At 64.1% G+C, this 14,810-nt stretch carries 14 protein-coding genes; 8 read left to right on the forward strand and 6 right to left on the reverse strand.

Going from position 1 to position 14,810, the window contains the following annotated elements; genetic code table 11:
- Genes ureE through ureG form a run of 3 tightly spaced genes read left to right on the forward strand, consistent with a single transcriptional unit; the run spans position 1 to position 1,923 of the window.
- Positions 1–594 (forward strand): urease accessory protein UreE, encoded by a 594-nt coding sequence (gene ureE, locus LDZ23_RS10410; protein WP_244807490.1) that lies wholly within the window; start codon positions 1–3, stop codon positions 592–594.
- Complete coding sequence (locus LDZ23_RS10415) at positions 581–1,261, forward strand: urease accessory protein UreF (protein WP_244808129.1); 681 nt, start codon at positions 581–583, stop codon at positions 1,259–1,261. Before ureE ends, LDZ23_RS10415 begins: the two co-directional genes overlap by 14 nt.
- Positions 1,262–1,272: 11 nt before the next feature.
- Positions 1,273–1,923 (forward strand): urease accessory protein UreG, encoded by a 651-nt coding sequence (gene ureG, locus LDZ23_RS10420; RefSeq protein ID WP_034472760.1) that lies wholly within the window; start codon positions 1,273–1,275, stop codon positions 1,921–1,923.
- Between the two features lie 27 nt (positions 1,924–1,950).
- On the opposite strand, the gene LDZ23_RS10425 is transcribed toward ureG, so the two are convergent.
- The 5 genes from LDZ23_RS10425 to LDZ23_RS10445 all read right to left on the reverse strand — a co-directional run bounded on the left by LDZ23_RS10425 (position 1,951) and on the right by LDZ23_RS10445 (position 7,763).
- Entirely contained in the window at positions 1,951–2,754 is an 804-nt protein-coding gene (locus LDZ23_RS10425; protein ID WP_034472761.1) for an FkbM family methyltransferase, read from the reverse strand.
- Between the two features lie 165 nt (positions 2,755–2,919).
- Positions 2,920–4,242 carry a lipid IV(A) 3-deoxy-D-manno-octulosonic acid transferase gene (gene waaA / locus LDZ23_RS10430; RefSeq protein WP_033537199.1) on the reverse strand — a complete coding sequence of 441 codons (1,323 nt, stop codon included), beginning with the start codon at positions 4,240–4,242 and terminating at the stop codon, positions 2,920–2,922.
- Between the two features lie 44 nt (positions 4,243–4,286).
- On the reverse strand, positions 4,287–5,171 hold the full coding sequence (kdoO, locus tag LDZ23_RS10435; RefSeq protein WP_175980396.1) for a Kdo hydroxylase KdoO: 885 nt from the start codon (positions 5,169–5,171) through the stop codon (positions 4,287–4,289).
- A 47-nt stretch (positions 5,172–5,218) separates the two neighbouring features.
- Positions 5,219–6,214, reverse strand: coding sequence for a lipopolysaccharide heptosyltransferase I (gene waaC / locus LDZ23_RS10440; RefSeq protein WP_244807491.1), 996 nt, complete (start codon positions 6,212–6,214; stop codon positions 5,219–5,221).
- Positions 6,215–6,362: 148 nt separating this feature from the next.
- Positions 6,363–7,763: a phosphomannomutase/phosphoglucomutase gene (locus LDZ23_RS10445; protein ID WP_008342501.1), complete on the reverse strand. Its 1,401-nt coding sequence runs from the start codon at positions 7,761–7,763 to the stop codon at positions 6,363–6,365.
- A 452-nt stretch (positions 7,764–8,215) separates the two neighbouring features.
- Here LDZ23_RS10445 and LDZ23_RS10450 point away from each other — a divergent pair, with 452 nt between their 5' ends.
- From LDZ23_RS10450 to LDZ23_RS10470, 5 genes are read left to right on the forward strand one after another with little or no spacing between them, the layout of a single operon-like run.
- Positions 8,216–9,478: an oligosaccharide flippase family protein gene (locus LDZ23_RS10450; protein WP_034472769.1), complete on the forward strand. Its 1,263-nt coding sequence runs from the start codon at positions 8,216–8,218 to the stop codon at positions 9,476–9,478.
- Positions 9,475–10,281, forward strand: coding sequence for a glycosyltransferase (locus tag LDZ23_RS10455; protein ID WP_244807492.1), 807 nt, complete (start codon positions 9,475–9,477; stop codon positions 10,279–10,281). The genes LDZ23_RS10450 and LDZ23_RS10455 overlap by 4 nt, the downstream gene beginning before the upstream one ends.
- 19 nt (positions 10,282–10,300) lie before the next feature.
- Entirely contained in the window at positions 10,301–11,440 is a 1,140-nt protein-coding gene (locus tag LDZ23_RS10460) for a glycosyltransferase family 4 protein (RefSeq protein WP_034472774.1), read from the forward strand.
- 25 nt (positions 11,441–11,465) lie between these two features.
- Entirely contained in the window at positions 11,466–12,500 is a 1,035-nt protein-coding gene (gene galE, locus LDZ23_RS10465) for a UDP-glucose 4-epimerase GalE (RefSeq protein ID WP_034472825.1), read from the forward strand.
- A gap of 58 nt (positions 12,501–12,558) precedes the next feature.
- On the forward strand, positions 12,559–13,668 hold the full coding sequence (locus LDZ23_RS10470) for an MraY family glycosyltransferase (protein ID WP_244807493.1): 1,110 nt from the start codon (positions 12,559–12,561) through the stop codon (positions 13,666–13,668).
- Between the two features lie 44 nt (positions 13,669–13,712).
- On the opposite strand, the gene LDZ23_RS10475 is transcribed toward LDZ23_RS10470, so the two are convergent.
- On the reverse strand, positions 13,713–14,408 hold the full coding sequence (locus LDZ23_RS10475) for a dienelactone hydrolase family protein (RefSeq protein ID WP_008342514.1): 696 nt from the start codon (positions 14,406–14,408) through the stop codon (positions 13,713–13,715).
- Positions 14,409–14,810: the final 402 nt, after the last annotated feature.

A 14,810-nucleotide genomic window follows, 5' to 3' on the forward strand; every position in this document is an offset into this window, starting at 1 on the left:
ATGCGTACCATCGACAAACGTCTGACCGCGAAGCTTGCCGACGTCCTCAAAAAGCGCGCGCCCACGCTGACTCTTCCCTTCGATGCGCGCTGCAAGAGCCGCCTCGCCGCCACGCTCGACAACGGCGAGGAAGTCGCCCTCGTCATGCCGCGCGGCACCGTGCTCGCGGGTGGCGACATGCTCGTCGCCGACGACGGCGGCTTCGTGCGCGTCGTCGCGGCGGCGGAGGACGTGCTCATCGTGCGCGCGCCGAGCGTGCGTCTCTTGACGCGTGCGGCCTATCACCTCGGCAACCGGCATACGCCGGTCGAAGTCGGCGCGGAGTATCTGAAGCTCGAAGCCGATCCCGTGCTCGAAGACATGCTGAAGCGCTTAGGCGTGCTCGTCGCGCACGAATCGCAGCCGTTCCAGCCCGAAACGGGCGCGTACGGCGGCGGACACAAGCACGGCCACGACGAGACATTCAGCGAAGACTACGCGCTCGCGCAGAAGGTATTCGACGAGCATCACGGGCACGATCACGATCATTCGTCGTGCGGCCACGATCATAGTCACGATCATGGTCATCATCACCACGGCCATGCGCATCGCTGAGCTCACCGCGCTGTTGCATCTCGCGTCGCCGGCATTGCCGATCGGCGCGTTCAGCTATTCGCAAGGGCTCGAAGCGGCGATCGAGCACGGCCTGATCCACGACGGCGACAGCGCGCGCGACTGGATCGCGAGCGGCCTTTCCAGCGTGCTCGCGCGCGGCGAATTGCCGATGCTCGCGCATCAGATCGAACACTGGCGTTCGCACGACGAAGCCGCGCTGAGCGCCGCGAACGATGAATACATCGGGAGCCGCGAATCGGCGGAATTGAGACGCGAAACGGAGCAGATGGGCTGGTCGCTCGCGCAGTTGTGCGTGTCGCTCGAATGGGGCGACGAAGCACGCCGCGCGACGCTCGCCGCGATCAAGCCGATCGCGCAGCCGACCGCCTTCGCGTTCGCCGCGTTCGCGCACGATGCGGCACCCGACGCCGCGCTCGCGGCCTACGCATTCAGCTGGGTCGAGAATCAGGCGGCCGCCGCGCTCAAGGCCGTGCCGCTCGGCCAGCTCGCGGGACAGCGCATCATCGTCGCGTTGCGCGAGCCGATCGATGCCGCCGTGCGCCGCGCGCTCGATACAGCGCCTCAACACATCAACACCTTCGCGCCGCAGCTCGGCGTTTTGTCCGCGCGGCACGAATCGCAATATTCGCGGCTTTTCCGCTCCTGAACCGACACTCCATGAACGCTCCCGCTTACTCTTCCGCCGCTCGCCGAACCAAGAAACTGCCGCCGTTGCGTGTCGGTGTCGGCGGGCCGGTCGGCTCCGGCAAGACCACGCTGCTCGAAATGCTCTGCAAGGCGATGCGCGAGAAATACGATCTCGTCGCCATCACCAACGATATCTACACGAAGGAAGATCAGCGCCTGCTGACCGTCGCGGGCGCGCTGCCGGCCGAGCGCATCATGGGCGTCGAGACGGGCGGCTGCCCGCATACGGCAATCCGCGAAGATGCGTCGATCAATCTCGAAGCCGTCGATCGCATGGTGTCGAAGTTTCCGGATGCGGATATCGTGTTCATCGAATCGGGCGGCGATAACCTCGCGGCGACTTTCAGCCCCGAACTCTCCGATCTGACTATCTACGTGATCGATGTCGCGGGCGGCGAGAAGATTCCGCGCAAGGGCGGGCCTGGCATCACGAAGTCGGATCTGCTCGTCATCAACAAGACCGATCTAGCGCCTCACGTCGGCGCGAATCTCGACATCATGGCGAGCGACGCGAAGAAGATGCGCGGCGAGCGGCCCTTCGTGATGTGCAATCTGAAGGCGCTCGATGGGCTCGACGAAGTCATCCGCTTCATCGAGAAGAAGGGTTTGCTGCTGGCTTGACGCGGAAAATCGCGTGACGACAACGCGTTACGGCAGCGCGATCGAATTCGATATCGAGACCGCGTTCTCGCCGACCTGCACGAAGTCGCGCTTCATCGCGACTTGCCATTGCAGGAAGTTGCGGCTGTTCGATTCGCCGGGAAGCATCCAGTCGTGCAGCTCGATGATGATGACCGGAAACATGTTCAACGCATCGCAATGGCGCGAGAACAGGTCGGCCTCCGCGCCTTCGATATCGATCTTCAGGATGAACGGCGTCGTGCCGGACGGCATCACGTCTTCGAGCGTGAGCGCATCGACGGCATAGCCTTTCTCGGTGGGCTGCTCCGCGGTGCGAAACGCCCACTCGCCGCCGCCCGGATCGTTCAGATAAAGCGTGCCGCGCTTGGCCGCGATCGCGGCGTTGAGCGGTTTGATCGACGGAAACGCCTGTGCATTCTTGTTGAGCAGCGCGAAATTCGATATGTCCGGCTCGATGGCGACGATCTTCGCTTTCGGATAAGTGAGCGCGTGCCACACTGCGGCGGCGCCGATATTGGCGCCCGCATCGACGATCAGCGGATTTTCGCAAGCCTCATAGAACGCGGCGATTTCCTTCGCGCGCATGAGATGATCCGTCGCGTATTCGCGAAGAAAGAAGATCTGCCGACAAACCGAGCGATCCGCCGGACAAGGCCGGTATTCGAAGCGCCGATTGCCGGGAAGAATCAGGCCATGCGCGCCGTAACGGACGGTGCCCCATGCATCGGTCGGTCCTGGGGATGGCCGCAGCAGGCGCAACAGTCTTGGCGGCAACATGTCCTTGACGACGGACTTGATGAGATCTTGCATGCGCGTCCTCGAAGAAAACTGGAAGCACGTTCGCAGGCACCCGGCCGCTTGTTATGCGTTCGAAAGGATCGGCTCGAGGAAGTTCATTATCCTCCGAACTTACTTCGCAAGATTCATCTGAGGAAAAGCGCAGTTGGCGGCAGGAAACAGCGAGATCGCGTCGGATCACTTCGCCGCTTCGCTGTCCTCTTCAAGCAGCGCGCTCAGCACGCTCACGGTACGCTCCGTCGCGCCGCGATGCCGCGCCGCGAACGCCGAAGCCGCCGCGCTCATCGCGAGACGCCGCGCCTTGTCGCCGAAGATTTCGCGCAGACCGCGCGCGAGTTCCTGCGGATCCTGCACGCGCAACGCCGCGCCCGCCGCGATCGCATCGTTGGTCGCCTGCGTGAAGTTGAACGTGTGCGGGCCGATCAGCACCGGCACACCTGCCGCGCACGCTTCGATCAGATTCTGCCCGCCGAGCGGCAACAGACTTCCGCCGATGAACGCCAGATCCGCGGCCGCATAATACGCGCCGAGCTCGCCCATCGAATCGCCGAGCAAGACCTGCGCGCTCGCCGGCAACGGCTCGGGCACGTCCGCGCCCGAGCCCGCCGCGACGGGCTTCGGCGCCCACACCGACCGGCGCGCGCTCGTCAGCCCGAGACTCGCGATCAGCGCGGACACTTCGTCGAAACGCTGCGGATGACGCGGCACGAGAATCAGCAACGCATCGGGCACGTTGAGGGCCGAGAATGCGCGCAGCACGAGCGTTTCCTCGCCCTCGCGCGTGCTCGCCGCGACCCACACGGGCCGCTCGCCGATCGCCGCGCGCCACGCGTGACCGCGCGCGATCAGTTCGGGCGGCGCGGTCATGTCGAACTTCAGATTGCCGAGCACGGCGACATTGCGCGCGCCGAGCGCGGTGAGCCGCTCGGCATCGGACGGCGTCTGCGCGAGCACACGCGAAAAGCCGCCGAACACCTCGCGCACCGCGCGCCCGAACTTCGCCGCGCGCCGGTACGAACGTTCCGACATGCGCGCGTTCGTCAAGACGAGCGGCACGTCGGCGCGTTTGCATTCGTCGATGAGCGTCGGCCAGACTTCCGTTTCCATCACGATGCCGAGCGACGGCCGCCACGCGCGCAGAAAGCGCCGCACGAGAATGGGCAGATCGTAGGGAAGATAGCTGCGCAACACGCGGTCGCCGAAAAGCTCGACGCCGGTCGCGCGGCCGCTCGGCGTCATGTGCGTGAGCAGCACGCGCGCTTCGGGATGCGCTTTCATCAGCGCGTCGATGAGCGGCTGCGCCGCGCGCGTCTCGCCCACGGACACCGCGTGCACCCAGATGAGCGGCGCGAGATCGTCGGCGCGGCGCGGCGCGATGTGGCCGAAACGCTCGCCGATATGCTCGCGATAACCGCGCTCCTTTCGCGAACGGATGTAGAGCCGCAGCACCGCGAGCGGCGCGACGATCCACCAGAGCGCGCGATAGACGAGCCGGAGCACGGAAGCCGATGCGCCCGGCGTAGCGGCGGACGAGGCGGCGCCGCTCAAACGAGCGCCCGGCCCTTCAGGCGTTCGAGAATGCCGAGCGGCGCGTGATCGGGGCGCGCCATCGCCTTGACGGGCAGGAAGAAGGTCTGCTCCATCATGAACTGGCCGGACATCACCGCATGCGAGGTGTGATCGGAAAAGCAGACCCACACCGAGCCGGGCGGAAACGGCATCGTCTCCTGCGGCGAATTTTTCTGATAGTCGAGATCGGCTTTCATCGCATCATGCAGATGCAGCATCAGATGGTCGTACTCGCTGCGCGGCGACTTCGTGATGTGCAGCAGATTCATCAGCCACGCCGAGCCGGGCGCCTGCGCCTTGATGCCGGGCAGGAAACGCTTCGCCATGTCCTCGAACGGCTCCCCGACGCGCCACACGCGCGGCGCGCCTTTCGGATTGATGTTCGTGAACACGCGCAAGATGCGCTCGCCGTGCGTTGGCCGCGACGGGAAGGCATCGACGTGAAGACGGGCATCGTCCTTTCGCCAGGATGTTTCGCGCGTCTCGACCTGACGCAGCCTGAGGCTCGTGGGCGCGACGCGCAGCTTGCCGTCGTATTCGGGAAAGAGCCCGTCGACGAGCGAACGCGCATGATCCTGATAGCGCTTGATGAGCGAGCGCACCGCCGACTGCATCACGCTGTCGCCGAGCACGCCGTTTAACGCGCCGCCGTTGGGCGCGAGGCTGATGTTCTTGCGCTTCGGATCCGCGATGCCCGGATCGAGCAGCGAAAGCTCGCCGCCTTCGATCGGAAAGCGCAGGTTGGGGAAATACAGCACTTTGCCGTTCTCGACGCCGGCGAGCAGCGTCTCGCGCGGCACGGACAGGTTCTTGCCTTGCCAATCGCCCGAGGCGACTTCGATGATTTGAGATTCCGTCATGTGTCTACGACCTTGAGTTGCCCGCACACAGCGCAGCGCGGTGAAAACTACAGCAGGCCGAAGCCCGCGAGCGCGGTCTTCACTTCGGAAAGCGTCGGATGCCGGCTCGCGTCGCCGAGATTGACGACGTTCGGCGACCAATAGCCGCCGGTGCGCCATGCGGTCGAGAAATTGTACAACTCGACGGTCGGGCGCTTCAGCGCCGCGGCAATATGCACCAAACCGGTATCGACGCCGACGGTCGCCGCGGCACCGTCGATCAGCCCGACGACCGCGGGCAGCGACATCTTCGGCGGCACGATCGCGGCCGCGCCGAATTCCTTCGCGAGCTTTTCGCTCGTTGCGCGTTCGGCCTCGCTGCCCCACGGCAGCACGATCGACGCGCCGCGCGTCACGAGCGCTTGGCCCAGTTCGATCCACGCGGCTTCGGGCCATTGCTTGTCGGCGCGCGAGGTGGCGTGCACGAACACGACGTAAGGCACGGGAAGATTCAGCCCGAGCGCGGAGACGGCGAGCGTCGCGCGTCGCGTGTCGAGGCCGAAGTCGATGTCGTCGGTCGTTTGCGGCTTCGGCAGGTCGAGCGCCGCCGCCACGAGTTGCCGCGTGCGCTCGACGACGTGCGTGCGCGGTTCGATCGGCACGCGCCGGTCGTAGAAAAAGCGCACCGGCCATTCGTAGCCCGCGCCGTCGGTGCGATTGCCGAGGCCGACGAGCGGCCCGCGCGCCCAGCTCGCGACCCACGCGGTCTTGATGAGACCCTGGCAGTCGATGACGAGATCGTATTTTTCGGCGGCGAGCTCGCGCTTGAACTTGCCGATCTCGCGCCAGTTCGCCGGCGACGTGAACGCCTTGCGCCAGCGCCTGAGCGAAAACGGAATCGCGCGGCGCACGCCGTGTACGAGTTCGACGAGACTCGCGAAACTTTCCTCGACGAGCCAGTCGATTTGCACATCGGGATAGCGGCGGCGGATGTCGGCGATGGCCGGCATGTTGTGGACGACGTCGCCAAGCGACGACACGCGGACGATCAGGATCTTTTGCACGCTGAGATGGAGAAGCGCGGACGGCGCGGCGCGGTGAGCAGGAAAACGGGGATTTTAGCGCGGCGCGTTCATCGGATAAGCAAAAAAAGCGGCGCAATCGATTCGATTGCGCCGCTTTTCACCGGGCATCGAGTGACGCCCGCAATACTTAAAACGGCAACTGCGCGTCCGGCTTCTCCGCCAGAATCACCCGACGAAAATCTTCCTGAATGCGCTTAAGCGCCGCGTCGTTGTCCGCTTCGAAGCGCATCACGACGACCGGCGTCGTATTCGACGAACGCGCCAGCCCGAACCCATCCGGGTACTCGACACGCAGACCGTCGATCGTCAGCACGTCGTCCGCGCCAGTGAACTTCGCCGATTTCTGCAGACGCGCGATCAGCTCGAAATTCTCGCCCTCCTGCAACTTCAATTGCAGTTCAGGCGTGGAAAGCGAATTCGGCAGATCGTTGAGCAGCTTGCTCGGATCGGCCACGCGCGACAGGATTTCGAGCATACGCGCGCCGGTGTACAAACCGTCGTCGAAGCCGTACCAGCGATCCTTGAAGAACACGTGGCCGCTCATTTCGCCCGCGAGCGGCGCGCCCGTTTCACGCAGCTTCGCCTTCACAAGCGAATGGCCGGTCTTCCACATGACCGGCTCGCCGCCCTGCTCGCGCACCCACTTCGCGAGATTGCGCGTGCACTTCACGTCGTAAATGATCTGGCCGCCCTTGTTGCGCGACAGCACTTCCTGCGCGAACAGCATCAACTGGCGATCCGGATAGATGACCTGCCCGTCCTTCGTAACGACGCCGAGACGGTCGCCATCGCCATCGAACGCAAAGCCGACTTCCGCGTCCGTTTCCTTGAGCGCCTTGATGACGTCCTGCAGATTCTCCGGATGCGCCGGATCCGGATGATGATTCGGGAAGTTGCCGTCGATCTCCGTGAAGAGTTCGACCAGCTCGCAGCCGAGCGCCTTGAAAAGACGCGGCGCGAGACCGCCCGCGACGCCGTTGCCCGTATCGACGACGATCTTCATCGCGCGCACCGGCTTCACGTCCGACACGATGCGGTCGAGATACATTTGCGACACGTCGAATTCGGTGTACGTGCCTTCGCCCGTCGTGAAGTCGTTATCGACGATGCGCTTGTACAAGCCCTGGATCTGATCGCCGTAGATGGCCGCGCCGCGCAGCACCATCTTGAAGCCGTTGTAGTCGGGCGGATTGTGGCTGCCCGTCACGACGATGCACGAATCGACGCGACGCTCGCCCGAAGGCAACGGCAGCGGCACGCTCGCCGCGAAGTAGCCGACCGGAGTCGGCACCATGCCGATATCGACGACATCGACGCCCGCCGCGCGCAGGCCATCCGAGAGTGCGCCGACCAGTTCGGGACCGGAGAGACGACCGTCGCGCGCGACCACGACCGAATCGCCGCCCTGCTTTTTGATCTCGCTGCCGAACGACTGACCGATGCTCTTAGCGACGTCCTTGTCGACCGTCTTGCCGACGATCCCGCGAATGTCGTAGGCCTTGAAGATGGATTGGGAAACTTGGCTCATGAGATGGCTACCTCCTCTCTATTAATTGATGGTTTCTCGGCGATGCAGCCATGAGGGCATGCAGGTCGTGACGGTTGGCGCGCCGCTGCAATGCACAGCGCGCGCGAACGACTGCCAGATGACGTATCGAATTCTGCCTATGCGTCTGGTAAACCAATACGAAAGAAACAATTCGAAGCAAATGGATGCAAAACCGGCGCAGCGGGCGGCCCACGGATCGCACTTATAATCGCTGTCTTTCGGCGCTCTGGTGGTTGCGCTCGCTCTGACGAAGCCGGTTGGAGCGTGCGCGTTCATTCTAATCCAATGCTCAAACGCTCTTTCGCCTCGATGCCTTCGAATGAGGCGCGTCTGCGTGCAAACACACAAAACTTGACCGATCGCTCGTTTGCGCGAGGCGGTCAGGCTTGGGTAGCACGCGCCGTGCCCGATTACGCCGAGCGCTTCACCGCATGAAGGCGCTCACGCGCTCCGGCAATCCGGACGTCGCCCGCGCGCTCGCCAACATCGTCTGGCTCGGGCTGGAGCGGCTCACGCAGATCGCGGTCGCCATCGTCATCTCCGGTTTGCTCGCGCGCTACCTCGGCCCGGACGACTTCGGCAAATGGCAATACGCGAACACGCTGCTGCTCGTCATCGCGCCGATCACGTGGGTGTGCGGCGCGGAGATTCTCGTGCCGACGATCGTCAACCGCAAGCCCGCCGATACCGGCGCCGTACTCGGCAGCGCGTTCGTGCTGCGCATGGGCGTGTCGGTCGTCGCACTCTGCGTAACGTGGATCTGGATCGCCGCCGGCGGCACCGACCCGATGGTCGGGCTGATGCTCGCCGGACTCGCCGTCACGATGCTCTTTCGCGAGCCGTTCATCGGCGTCGTCAATTCGTGGCTGCAAAGCCTCACCTACAGCAAGCCGCAGCTCATCGCGAGCATGGCGGCGGCCATCGTCAAGGCGGCGCTCGTCTTCGCGCTCGTGCGCATCGCGGCCGCGCCGTCGAGCTTCGGCTGGCTCTGGGCGCTCGAAGCCGCGGCGATCAGCGCCGCGCTCGTCGCGTACTACGTGCGCCGTCACGGCGGCACGCTCGGCTGGCGTTTCGACCGCGCACTGTTCAGACATTTCGCGAGCGCGGGCACGGTGTTCTGGCTCGGGCTCATCTGCATGTATCTGTTCCTGAAGCTCGACCGGCTGATGCTCGCGCATCGCGTGTCGTTCGCGGAACTCGGGCTTTACTCCGCCGCGCAGCAATTGAACGAGAACTGGATCGCGCTCGCGCTGATGCTCTCGCAGACCATCGCGCCGGCGTTCGTGTATCGCGTGCAGGAAACCGCGCGCCTGAAGCGCAATCTCGTGCGCCTCTTCGCGATGACCGCCGCGCTGATGATCGCAGGCGCGGCCGTCCTCGATGCGCTCGCGGGCTTCATCATCGCGCGCGTGTTCGGACCGAATTACGCGGGCGCGGCGGACATCTTCCGCTGGGCCGTGTGGCTTTCGGTGCCCGCGGGCATCGAAGCGATCGGCAATCTCGTCGTGCTGAAATATCAGGCGAAGTATGTGCTGCTATCGAAATGGCTTTTCGCGCTCGCGGTCGCGTTCGCGGTGAACTGGTTCGCGATACCGCGCATGGAAGGCTACGGCGCGCTGATCGGACTCGCGGCGGGTTATGTCGCGGCGGCGTCGGTGAATTTCTACTACATCCGTTTTCGGCTGCGCGCATGAACGAACTCCACGATGTCGCCGTGCTGATGCCCGCGTTCAACGGCCAGGCCGATGTCGAACGCACGCTCGCGTCGTTTCGCGAAACGTCGATGGTGAACGTGCTCATCGTCGACGATGGCAGCACGCCGCCTATCGTCGCGCCCGTCATCGACGGCATGAACATCGACATTCTGCGCATGCCGAAAAACGGCGGCATCGAGCGCGCGCTCGAAGCGGGCATCGCGGCGCTGCACGCGCGAGGCGTCCGTTACGCGGCGCGCATCGACGCAGGCGATCTCGCGACGCCCGCTCGCCTCGCGAAGCAGCGCGCGTATATGGAGGCGCATCCGCGCGTCGCGGTGCTCGGCATGTGGACGCACGTCGTATCGACCGATGGCGCGCCGCTCTTCGATCTCACGCCGCCCGCCGATCCCGCCGCGATCCGCCGCATGATGCTCGCGCGCACATGCTTCACGCATCCGTCGCTGATGCTGCGCATCGACGCCGTGATCGAAGCGGGCAACTATCGCGCGCAGTATCGCGCCGCCGAGGATCTCGATCTGATCCTGCGTCTGCTACAACGGCACGACGGCGCGAATCTGCCCGAGTTCGGTCTCTTCTACGAACTGAACGAAAGCGGCATCAGCGCGACCAAACGGCGTGCGCAAATCATGTCGACACTGCGTCTGCAACTGCGCCATTTGCGCGTGAGCAATCCGCTCGACTGGGCGGGCGTCGCGAAGAGCATCGCGCATCTCGTTTTGCCGTATCGCGCGTTGCGTGGATTGAAGGCGCGCTTGCTGAAGGGCGCATCCGCCGCGTGAACCTATTCCTGACTTCCGGATGACCAAAGAAAAGTCGAAGCTTCGTATCGCCCTCGTGTGCAACACGGCGTGGGCGATCTATACCTACCGGCAAGGCGTGCTGCGCATGCTGACCGCGCGCGGCGCGCAAGTCACGATCATCGCGCCGCGCGACCGCACCTTCGAGCCGCTCACCGAAATGGGCTGCCGCTGCGTCGAGTTGCCGGTCGCATCGAAAAGCACCGATCCGCGCGATGACCTCAGGACGCTCGCCGCGCTCTTTCGCGAATATCGTGCGACGCGTCCGCATATCGTGTTTCACTATACGATCAAGCCGAACATCTACGGCTCGCTTGCCGCGATGCTCGCGCGCGTGCCGTCGATCGCGGTGACGACGGGTCTCGGCTACGTCTTCATCCAGAAGAGCCGCACGGCGCAGGTCGCGAAGCGGCTGTACCGTTTCGCGTTCCGCTTTCCGCGCGAAGTGTGGTTCCTCAATCGCGACGATCACGAAGCCTTCCTGCACGAGAATCTGCTCGCGCATCCGGATCGCGCGCGGCGTCTGCATGGCGAAGGCGTCGATCTCGACGAATTCGCGTTCGAGCCGCTGCCCGCGCGCGAGGATTTCGTGTTCATCCTGATCGGCCGTCTGCTGTGGGATAAAGGCGTGGCGGAATATGTCGAAGCCGCACGCAGGATTCGCGCGAAGTTTCCGCACGCGCGTTTTCAGTTGCTCGGGCCGGTCGGCGTCGACAATCCGAGCGCGATCAGCCGCACCGACGTAGAAAAGTGGGAAGCGGAGCATATCGTCGAATATCTCGGCGAAGCGAACGACGTGCGGCCGCTCGTCGCCGCGGCGGATTGCGTCGTGCTGCCTTCGTATCGCGAAGGCGTGCCGCGCACGCTGATGGAAGCATCGGCGATGGGCCGCCCGATCGTCGCCACCGACGTTCCCGGCTGCCGCGAAGTGGTCGAGGACGGCGTGAACGGCCTGCTCTGCGAGGTCAAAAGCGCCGACAGCCTGACCGAAGCGCTCGAGCGCATGCTGACGCTCTCCGCCGACGAGCGCGCCGCCATGGCGCGGCGCGGCCGCGAAAAGGTCGCGAGCGAATTCGACGAAAAAAATGTCGTCGAACGCTACAAGGGCACAATACATGCCATTACCGGCATTTCACTTTGATTTCATGCAATCGGGAGAGCACAAGATGAATGGCAATCAGCCGACGAAGGGCACGATTCTCGTCACCGGCGGCGCGGGCTTCATCGGTTCGCATACGTGCGTCGAACTACTCGACGCGGACTATGGCGTCGTGGTCATCGACAATCTCGTCAACAGCCGCGCGGAGTCGTTGAAGCGCGTCGAGCGCATCACGGGCAAGAGCGTCACGTTTTATGAAGCCGATGCCCGCGACGAAGCCGCGCTCAACCGCATCTTCGACGCGCACGCGATCACCGGCGCGATCCACTTCGCGGCGTTGAAGGCCGTGGGCGAATCGGTCGCGAAGCCCATCGAGTACTACGAGAACAACATCGGCAGCCTGCTCGCGGTGCTCAAGGTCATGAAAGCGCGCGGCGTGCGCAACTTCGTGTTCAGCTCGTCCGCGACGGTGTATGGCGTGCCGAAGAGCGTGCCGATCGACGAATCGTTTCCGCTTTCCGCGACGAACCCCTACGGCCAGAGCAAGCTCATCGCCGAGCAGATCCTGCGCGATCTCGAAGTGTCCGATCCGTCGTGGCGCATCGCGACGCTGCGCTATTTCAATCCGGTCGGCGCGCACGAGAGCGGTTTGATCGGCGAAGATCCGGCGGGCATTCCGAACAACCTGATGCCGTATGTGGCGCAAGTGGCCGTCGGCAAGCTCGCGCAACTGCGCGTGTTCGGCAGCGATTACGATACGCACGACGGCACCGGCGTGCGCGATTACATCCACGTCGTGGATCTGGCGCGCGGGCATATCGCGGCGATCGATGCGCTCAAGAAGCTCGACCGCAGCTTCGTCGTAAATCTCGGCACCGGGCAAGGCTATAGCGTGCTCGATGTCGTGAAGGCGTTCGAGGCGGCGTCGGGCAAGCCGGTTCCGTATGAGCTCGTGCCGCGCCGTCCGGGCGATATCGCCGCCTGCTACGCCGATCCGGCCGCCGCGGCGGAACTGATCGGCTGGCGCGCGGAGCATGGCATCGAACGCATGTGCGCGGATCACTGGCGCTGGCAGTCGCAGAATCCGCAAGGGTTCGCTTAAAAGCGTCGAGGCGCTGCGCTTTGCGCGCGGCGCCGCTTTTTTCCATCGGTTCTATTTCATGCTTAGTTTCGCGCTTGCTTTTCTGGTCTCGCTCTTCGTGACCTTGTTGATCGTGCGCTTCGCACACCTGCAGGAAGGCGTGCTCGGCGACACCGATCTCGCCGGCGTGCAGAAGTTTCACGCGCGGCCCGTTCCGCGCATCGGCGGCGTGGGCATCATCTGCGGGCTCACGGCATCGGCCGTGCAGTTGCGATGGGGCTATCCGGCCGTATCGGGCGGCATTCTCGGCATCGTCGCGTGCGGCTTGCCGGCGTTTCTCTCCGGGCTGATCGAAGACCTGACCAAGCGCGTCTCGCCGCTCGCGCGCCTCGTCTGCACGATGGCCGCCGCGGGCCTCGCCTATGCGTTCCTGAACATCGCGGTCACGCGCATCAGCGTGCCGCCGCTCGATTTCCTGTTGTCCTACGCGGTCATTTCATGCGCGGTGACGGTGCTCGCCGTCGCGGCGCTCGCCAACGCGGTGAACATCATCGACGGCTTCAACGGCCTCGCATCGATGGTCAGCTTCATGATGTTCGCCTCGCTCGCCTATGTGGCGTTCCAGGTGCACGATCCGATCGTGCTCTCCGGCTCGCTCATCATGATGGGCGCGGTGATGGGCTTCTTCATCTGGAACTTCCCCGCCGGGCTGATCTTTCTCGGCGACGGCGGCGCGTACTTCGTCGGCTTCATGCTGGGCGAACTCTCGATCATGCTCGTGATGCGCAACCGCGATGTCTCCGCGTGGTATCCCGTGCTGCTCTTCATGTATCCGATCTTCGAGACGTGCTTCTCGATCTATCGCAAGAAGTTCATTCGCGGCATTTCGCCGGGCATTCCGGACGGCGTGCATCTGCATATGCTCGTCTACAAGCGTCTGATGCGCTGGGCCGTCGGCGTGAAGAACGCGTATGAGCTGACGCGGCGCAATTCGCTGACGTCGCCGTATCTGTGGCTGCTGTGTCTCGTCGCCGTGATTCCCGCGACGCTCTTCTGGCGGCATACGGTGCATCTGTTCTGCTTCGTCGTCGTGTTCGCGGCAACTTACGTGTGGCTCTACATGAGCATCGTGCGCTTCAAATCACCGCGCTGGCTCGTGTTTCGCCGGCCGCACACGGTGAAGAAATGAAGCGACGCCGCCTGAGTTCCAGGCGGCGTTTTTCATTCGAAGCCTTATTTCAGGTGCTTTGCGAAGAAATCCGCTGTGCGGCCGTTGGCGAGTTGCGCGGCCGCCGCGTCGTAATGCGCGCCCTGATTGCGCGCGAACGCGTGATGACAGCCGGGATACGTGTACACCTCGACATTCGGCTGCCCCTTCACCGCCGCCAGCACGCGGTTGCGCGCATCGGCGGGAATGAACTCGTCCTCTTCCGCGAGATGCAGCATGAGCGGCACCTTGATCTTCGGCAGTTCGGCGAGGTATTGATCCGTGCCGCCGCCGTAGTACGAAACCGATGCGTCGACATCCGTGCGCGCCGCCGTCAGGAACGAGAGCAAGCCGCCGAGACAAAAGCCGACCGAGCCGATCTTGCCCTGCACTTGTGAGAGTCCGCGCGCGAAACCGATCGTCGCCGCGATGTCCTCGACGCCCGTGTTCACGTCGAATGCGTTGTAGTACTTGAGCGCCTGCTGCCATTCGGCTTCGGTGCGATCGGTGAGTTCGACGTTCGGCTCCAGCCGCCAGAAGAGATCGGGGCATAGCGCGACGTATCCCTGGCGCGCGTATTCGTCACAGGTTTCGCGCATGTCGGCGTTGATGCCGAAAATTTCCTGAATCACGATCACGGCCGGCGCGGTCGTTTGCGCGGGATATGCGACGTAAGCGTCGAAATTGCCATCGGGGATGGAGATGCTGAGCGTCTCGGACATGGGAAGTCTCCTGGATGATGAAGCGAGCCCATCATATCCAAACTTTCCCGCGCCGCGCTCGAAGCGGACCACTCATCTCGGCGATGATCGCGAGTCCCCGGATGAATCGAGCGTATCGATCGATCGGGGCCTTGCATGCGTGTCGCGCCGAACCGCCCATGCCATTTCCCTTCTGCGAGGGTCGATTGTTATCGAGTGGCTCGCGCGGCCGGAACCGCGCGTCCTCGTGGGCCTGCTTCCCCGGCATCGCGGGGCACCTCGTTCCGGCGTGTAGCACGCACATCGCGCATATTGAGTGGTCTCAAGCCGGATCGGACCGCTTCCGGCCTTTGCATCTTCGGGCCATCGAACGGCGGCGATCCGCCAGAATGCCGTGCTTTGCGGACATCGATTCGAAGCGTC

The organism is Caballeronia zhejiangensis (assembly GCF_022879815.1).
Taxonomy (GTDB): domain Bacteria; phylum Pseudomonadota; class Gammaproteobacteria; order Burkholderiales; family Burkholderiaceae; genus Caballeronia; species Caballeronia zhejiangensis.

Coding starts and splice junctions, on each gene's coding strand:
- kdoO (WP_175980396.1), bottom strand. CDS start 5,171: ATGACGGAATCTCAAATCATCGAAGTCGCCTCGGGCGATTGGCAAGGC.
- LDZ23_RS10425 (WP_034472761.1), bottom strand. CDS start 2,754: ATGCAAGATCTCATCAAGTCCGTCGTCAAGGACATGTTGCCGCCAAGA.
- galE (WP_034472825.1), top strand. CDS start 11,466: ATGAATGGCAATCAGCCGACGAAGGGCACGATTCTCGTCACCGGCGGC.
- LDZ23_RS10470 (WP_244807493.1), top strand. CDS start 12,559: ATGCTTAGTTTCGCGCTTGCTTTTCTGGTCTCGCTCTTCGTGACCTTG.
- LDZ23_RS10460 (WP_034472774.1), top strand. CDS start 10,301: ATGACCAAAGAAAAGTCGAAGCTTCGTATCGCCCTCGTGTGCAACACG.
- LDZ23_RS10415 (WP_244808129.1), top strand. CDS start 581: ATGCGCATCGCTGAGCTCACCGCGCTGTTGCATCTCGCGTCGCCGGCA.
- LDZ23_RS10475 (WP_008342514.1), bottom strand. CDS start 14,408: ATGTCCGAGACGCTCAGCATCTCCATCCCCGATGGCAATTTCGACGCT.
- LDZ23_RS10450 (WP_034472769.1), top strand. CDS start 8,216: ATGAAGGCGCTCACGCGCTCCGGCAATCCGGACGTCGCCCGCGCGCTC.
- LDZ23_RS10445 (WP_008342501.1), bottom strand. CDS start 7,763: ATGAGCCAAGTTTCCCAATCCATCTTCAAGGCCTACGACATTCGCGGG.
- ureE (WP_244807490.1), top strand. CDS start 1: ATGCGTACCATCGACAAACGTCTGACCGCGAAGCTTGCCGACGTCCTC.
- ureG (WP_034472760.1), top strand. CDS start 1,273: ATGAACGCTCCCGCTTACTCTTCCGCCGCTCGCCGAACCAAGAAACTG.
- LDZ23_RS10455 (WP_244807492.1), top strand. CDS start 9,475: ATGAACGAACTCCACGATGTCGCCGTGCTGATGCCCGCGTTCAACGGC.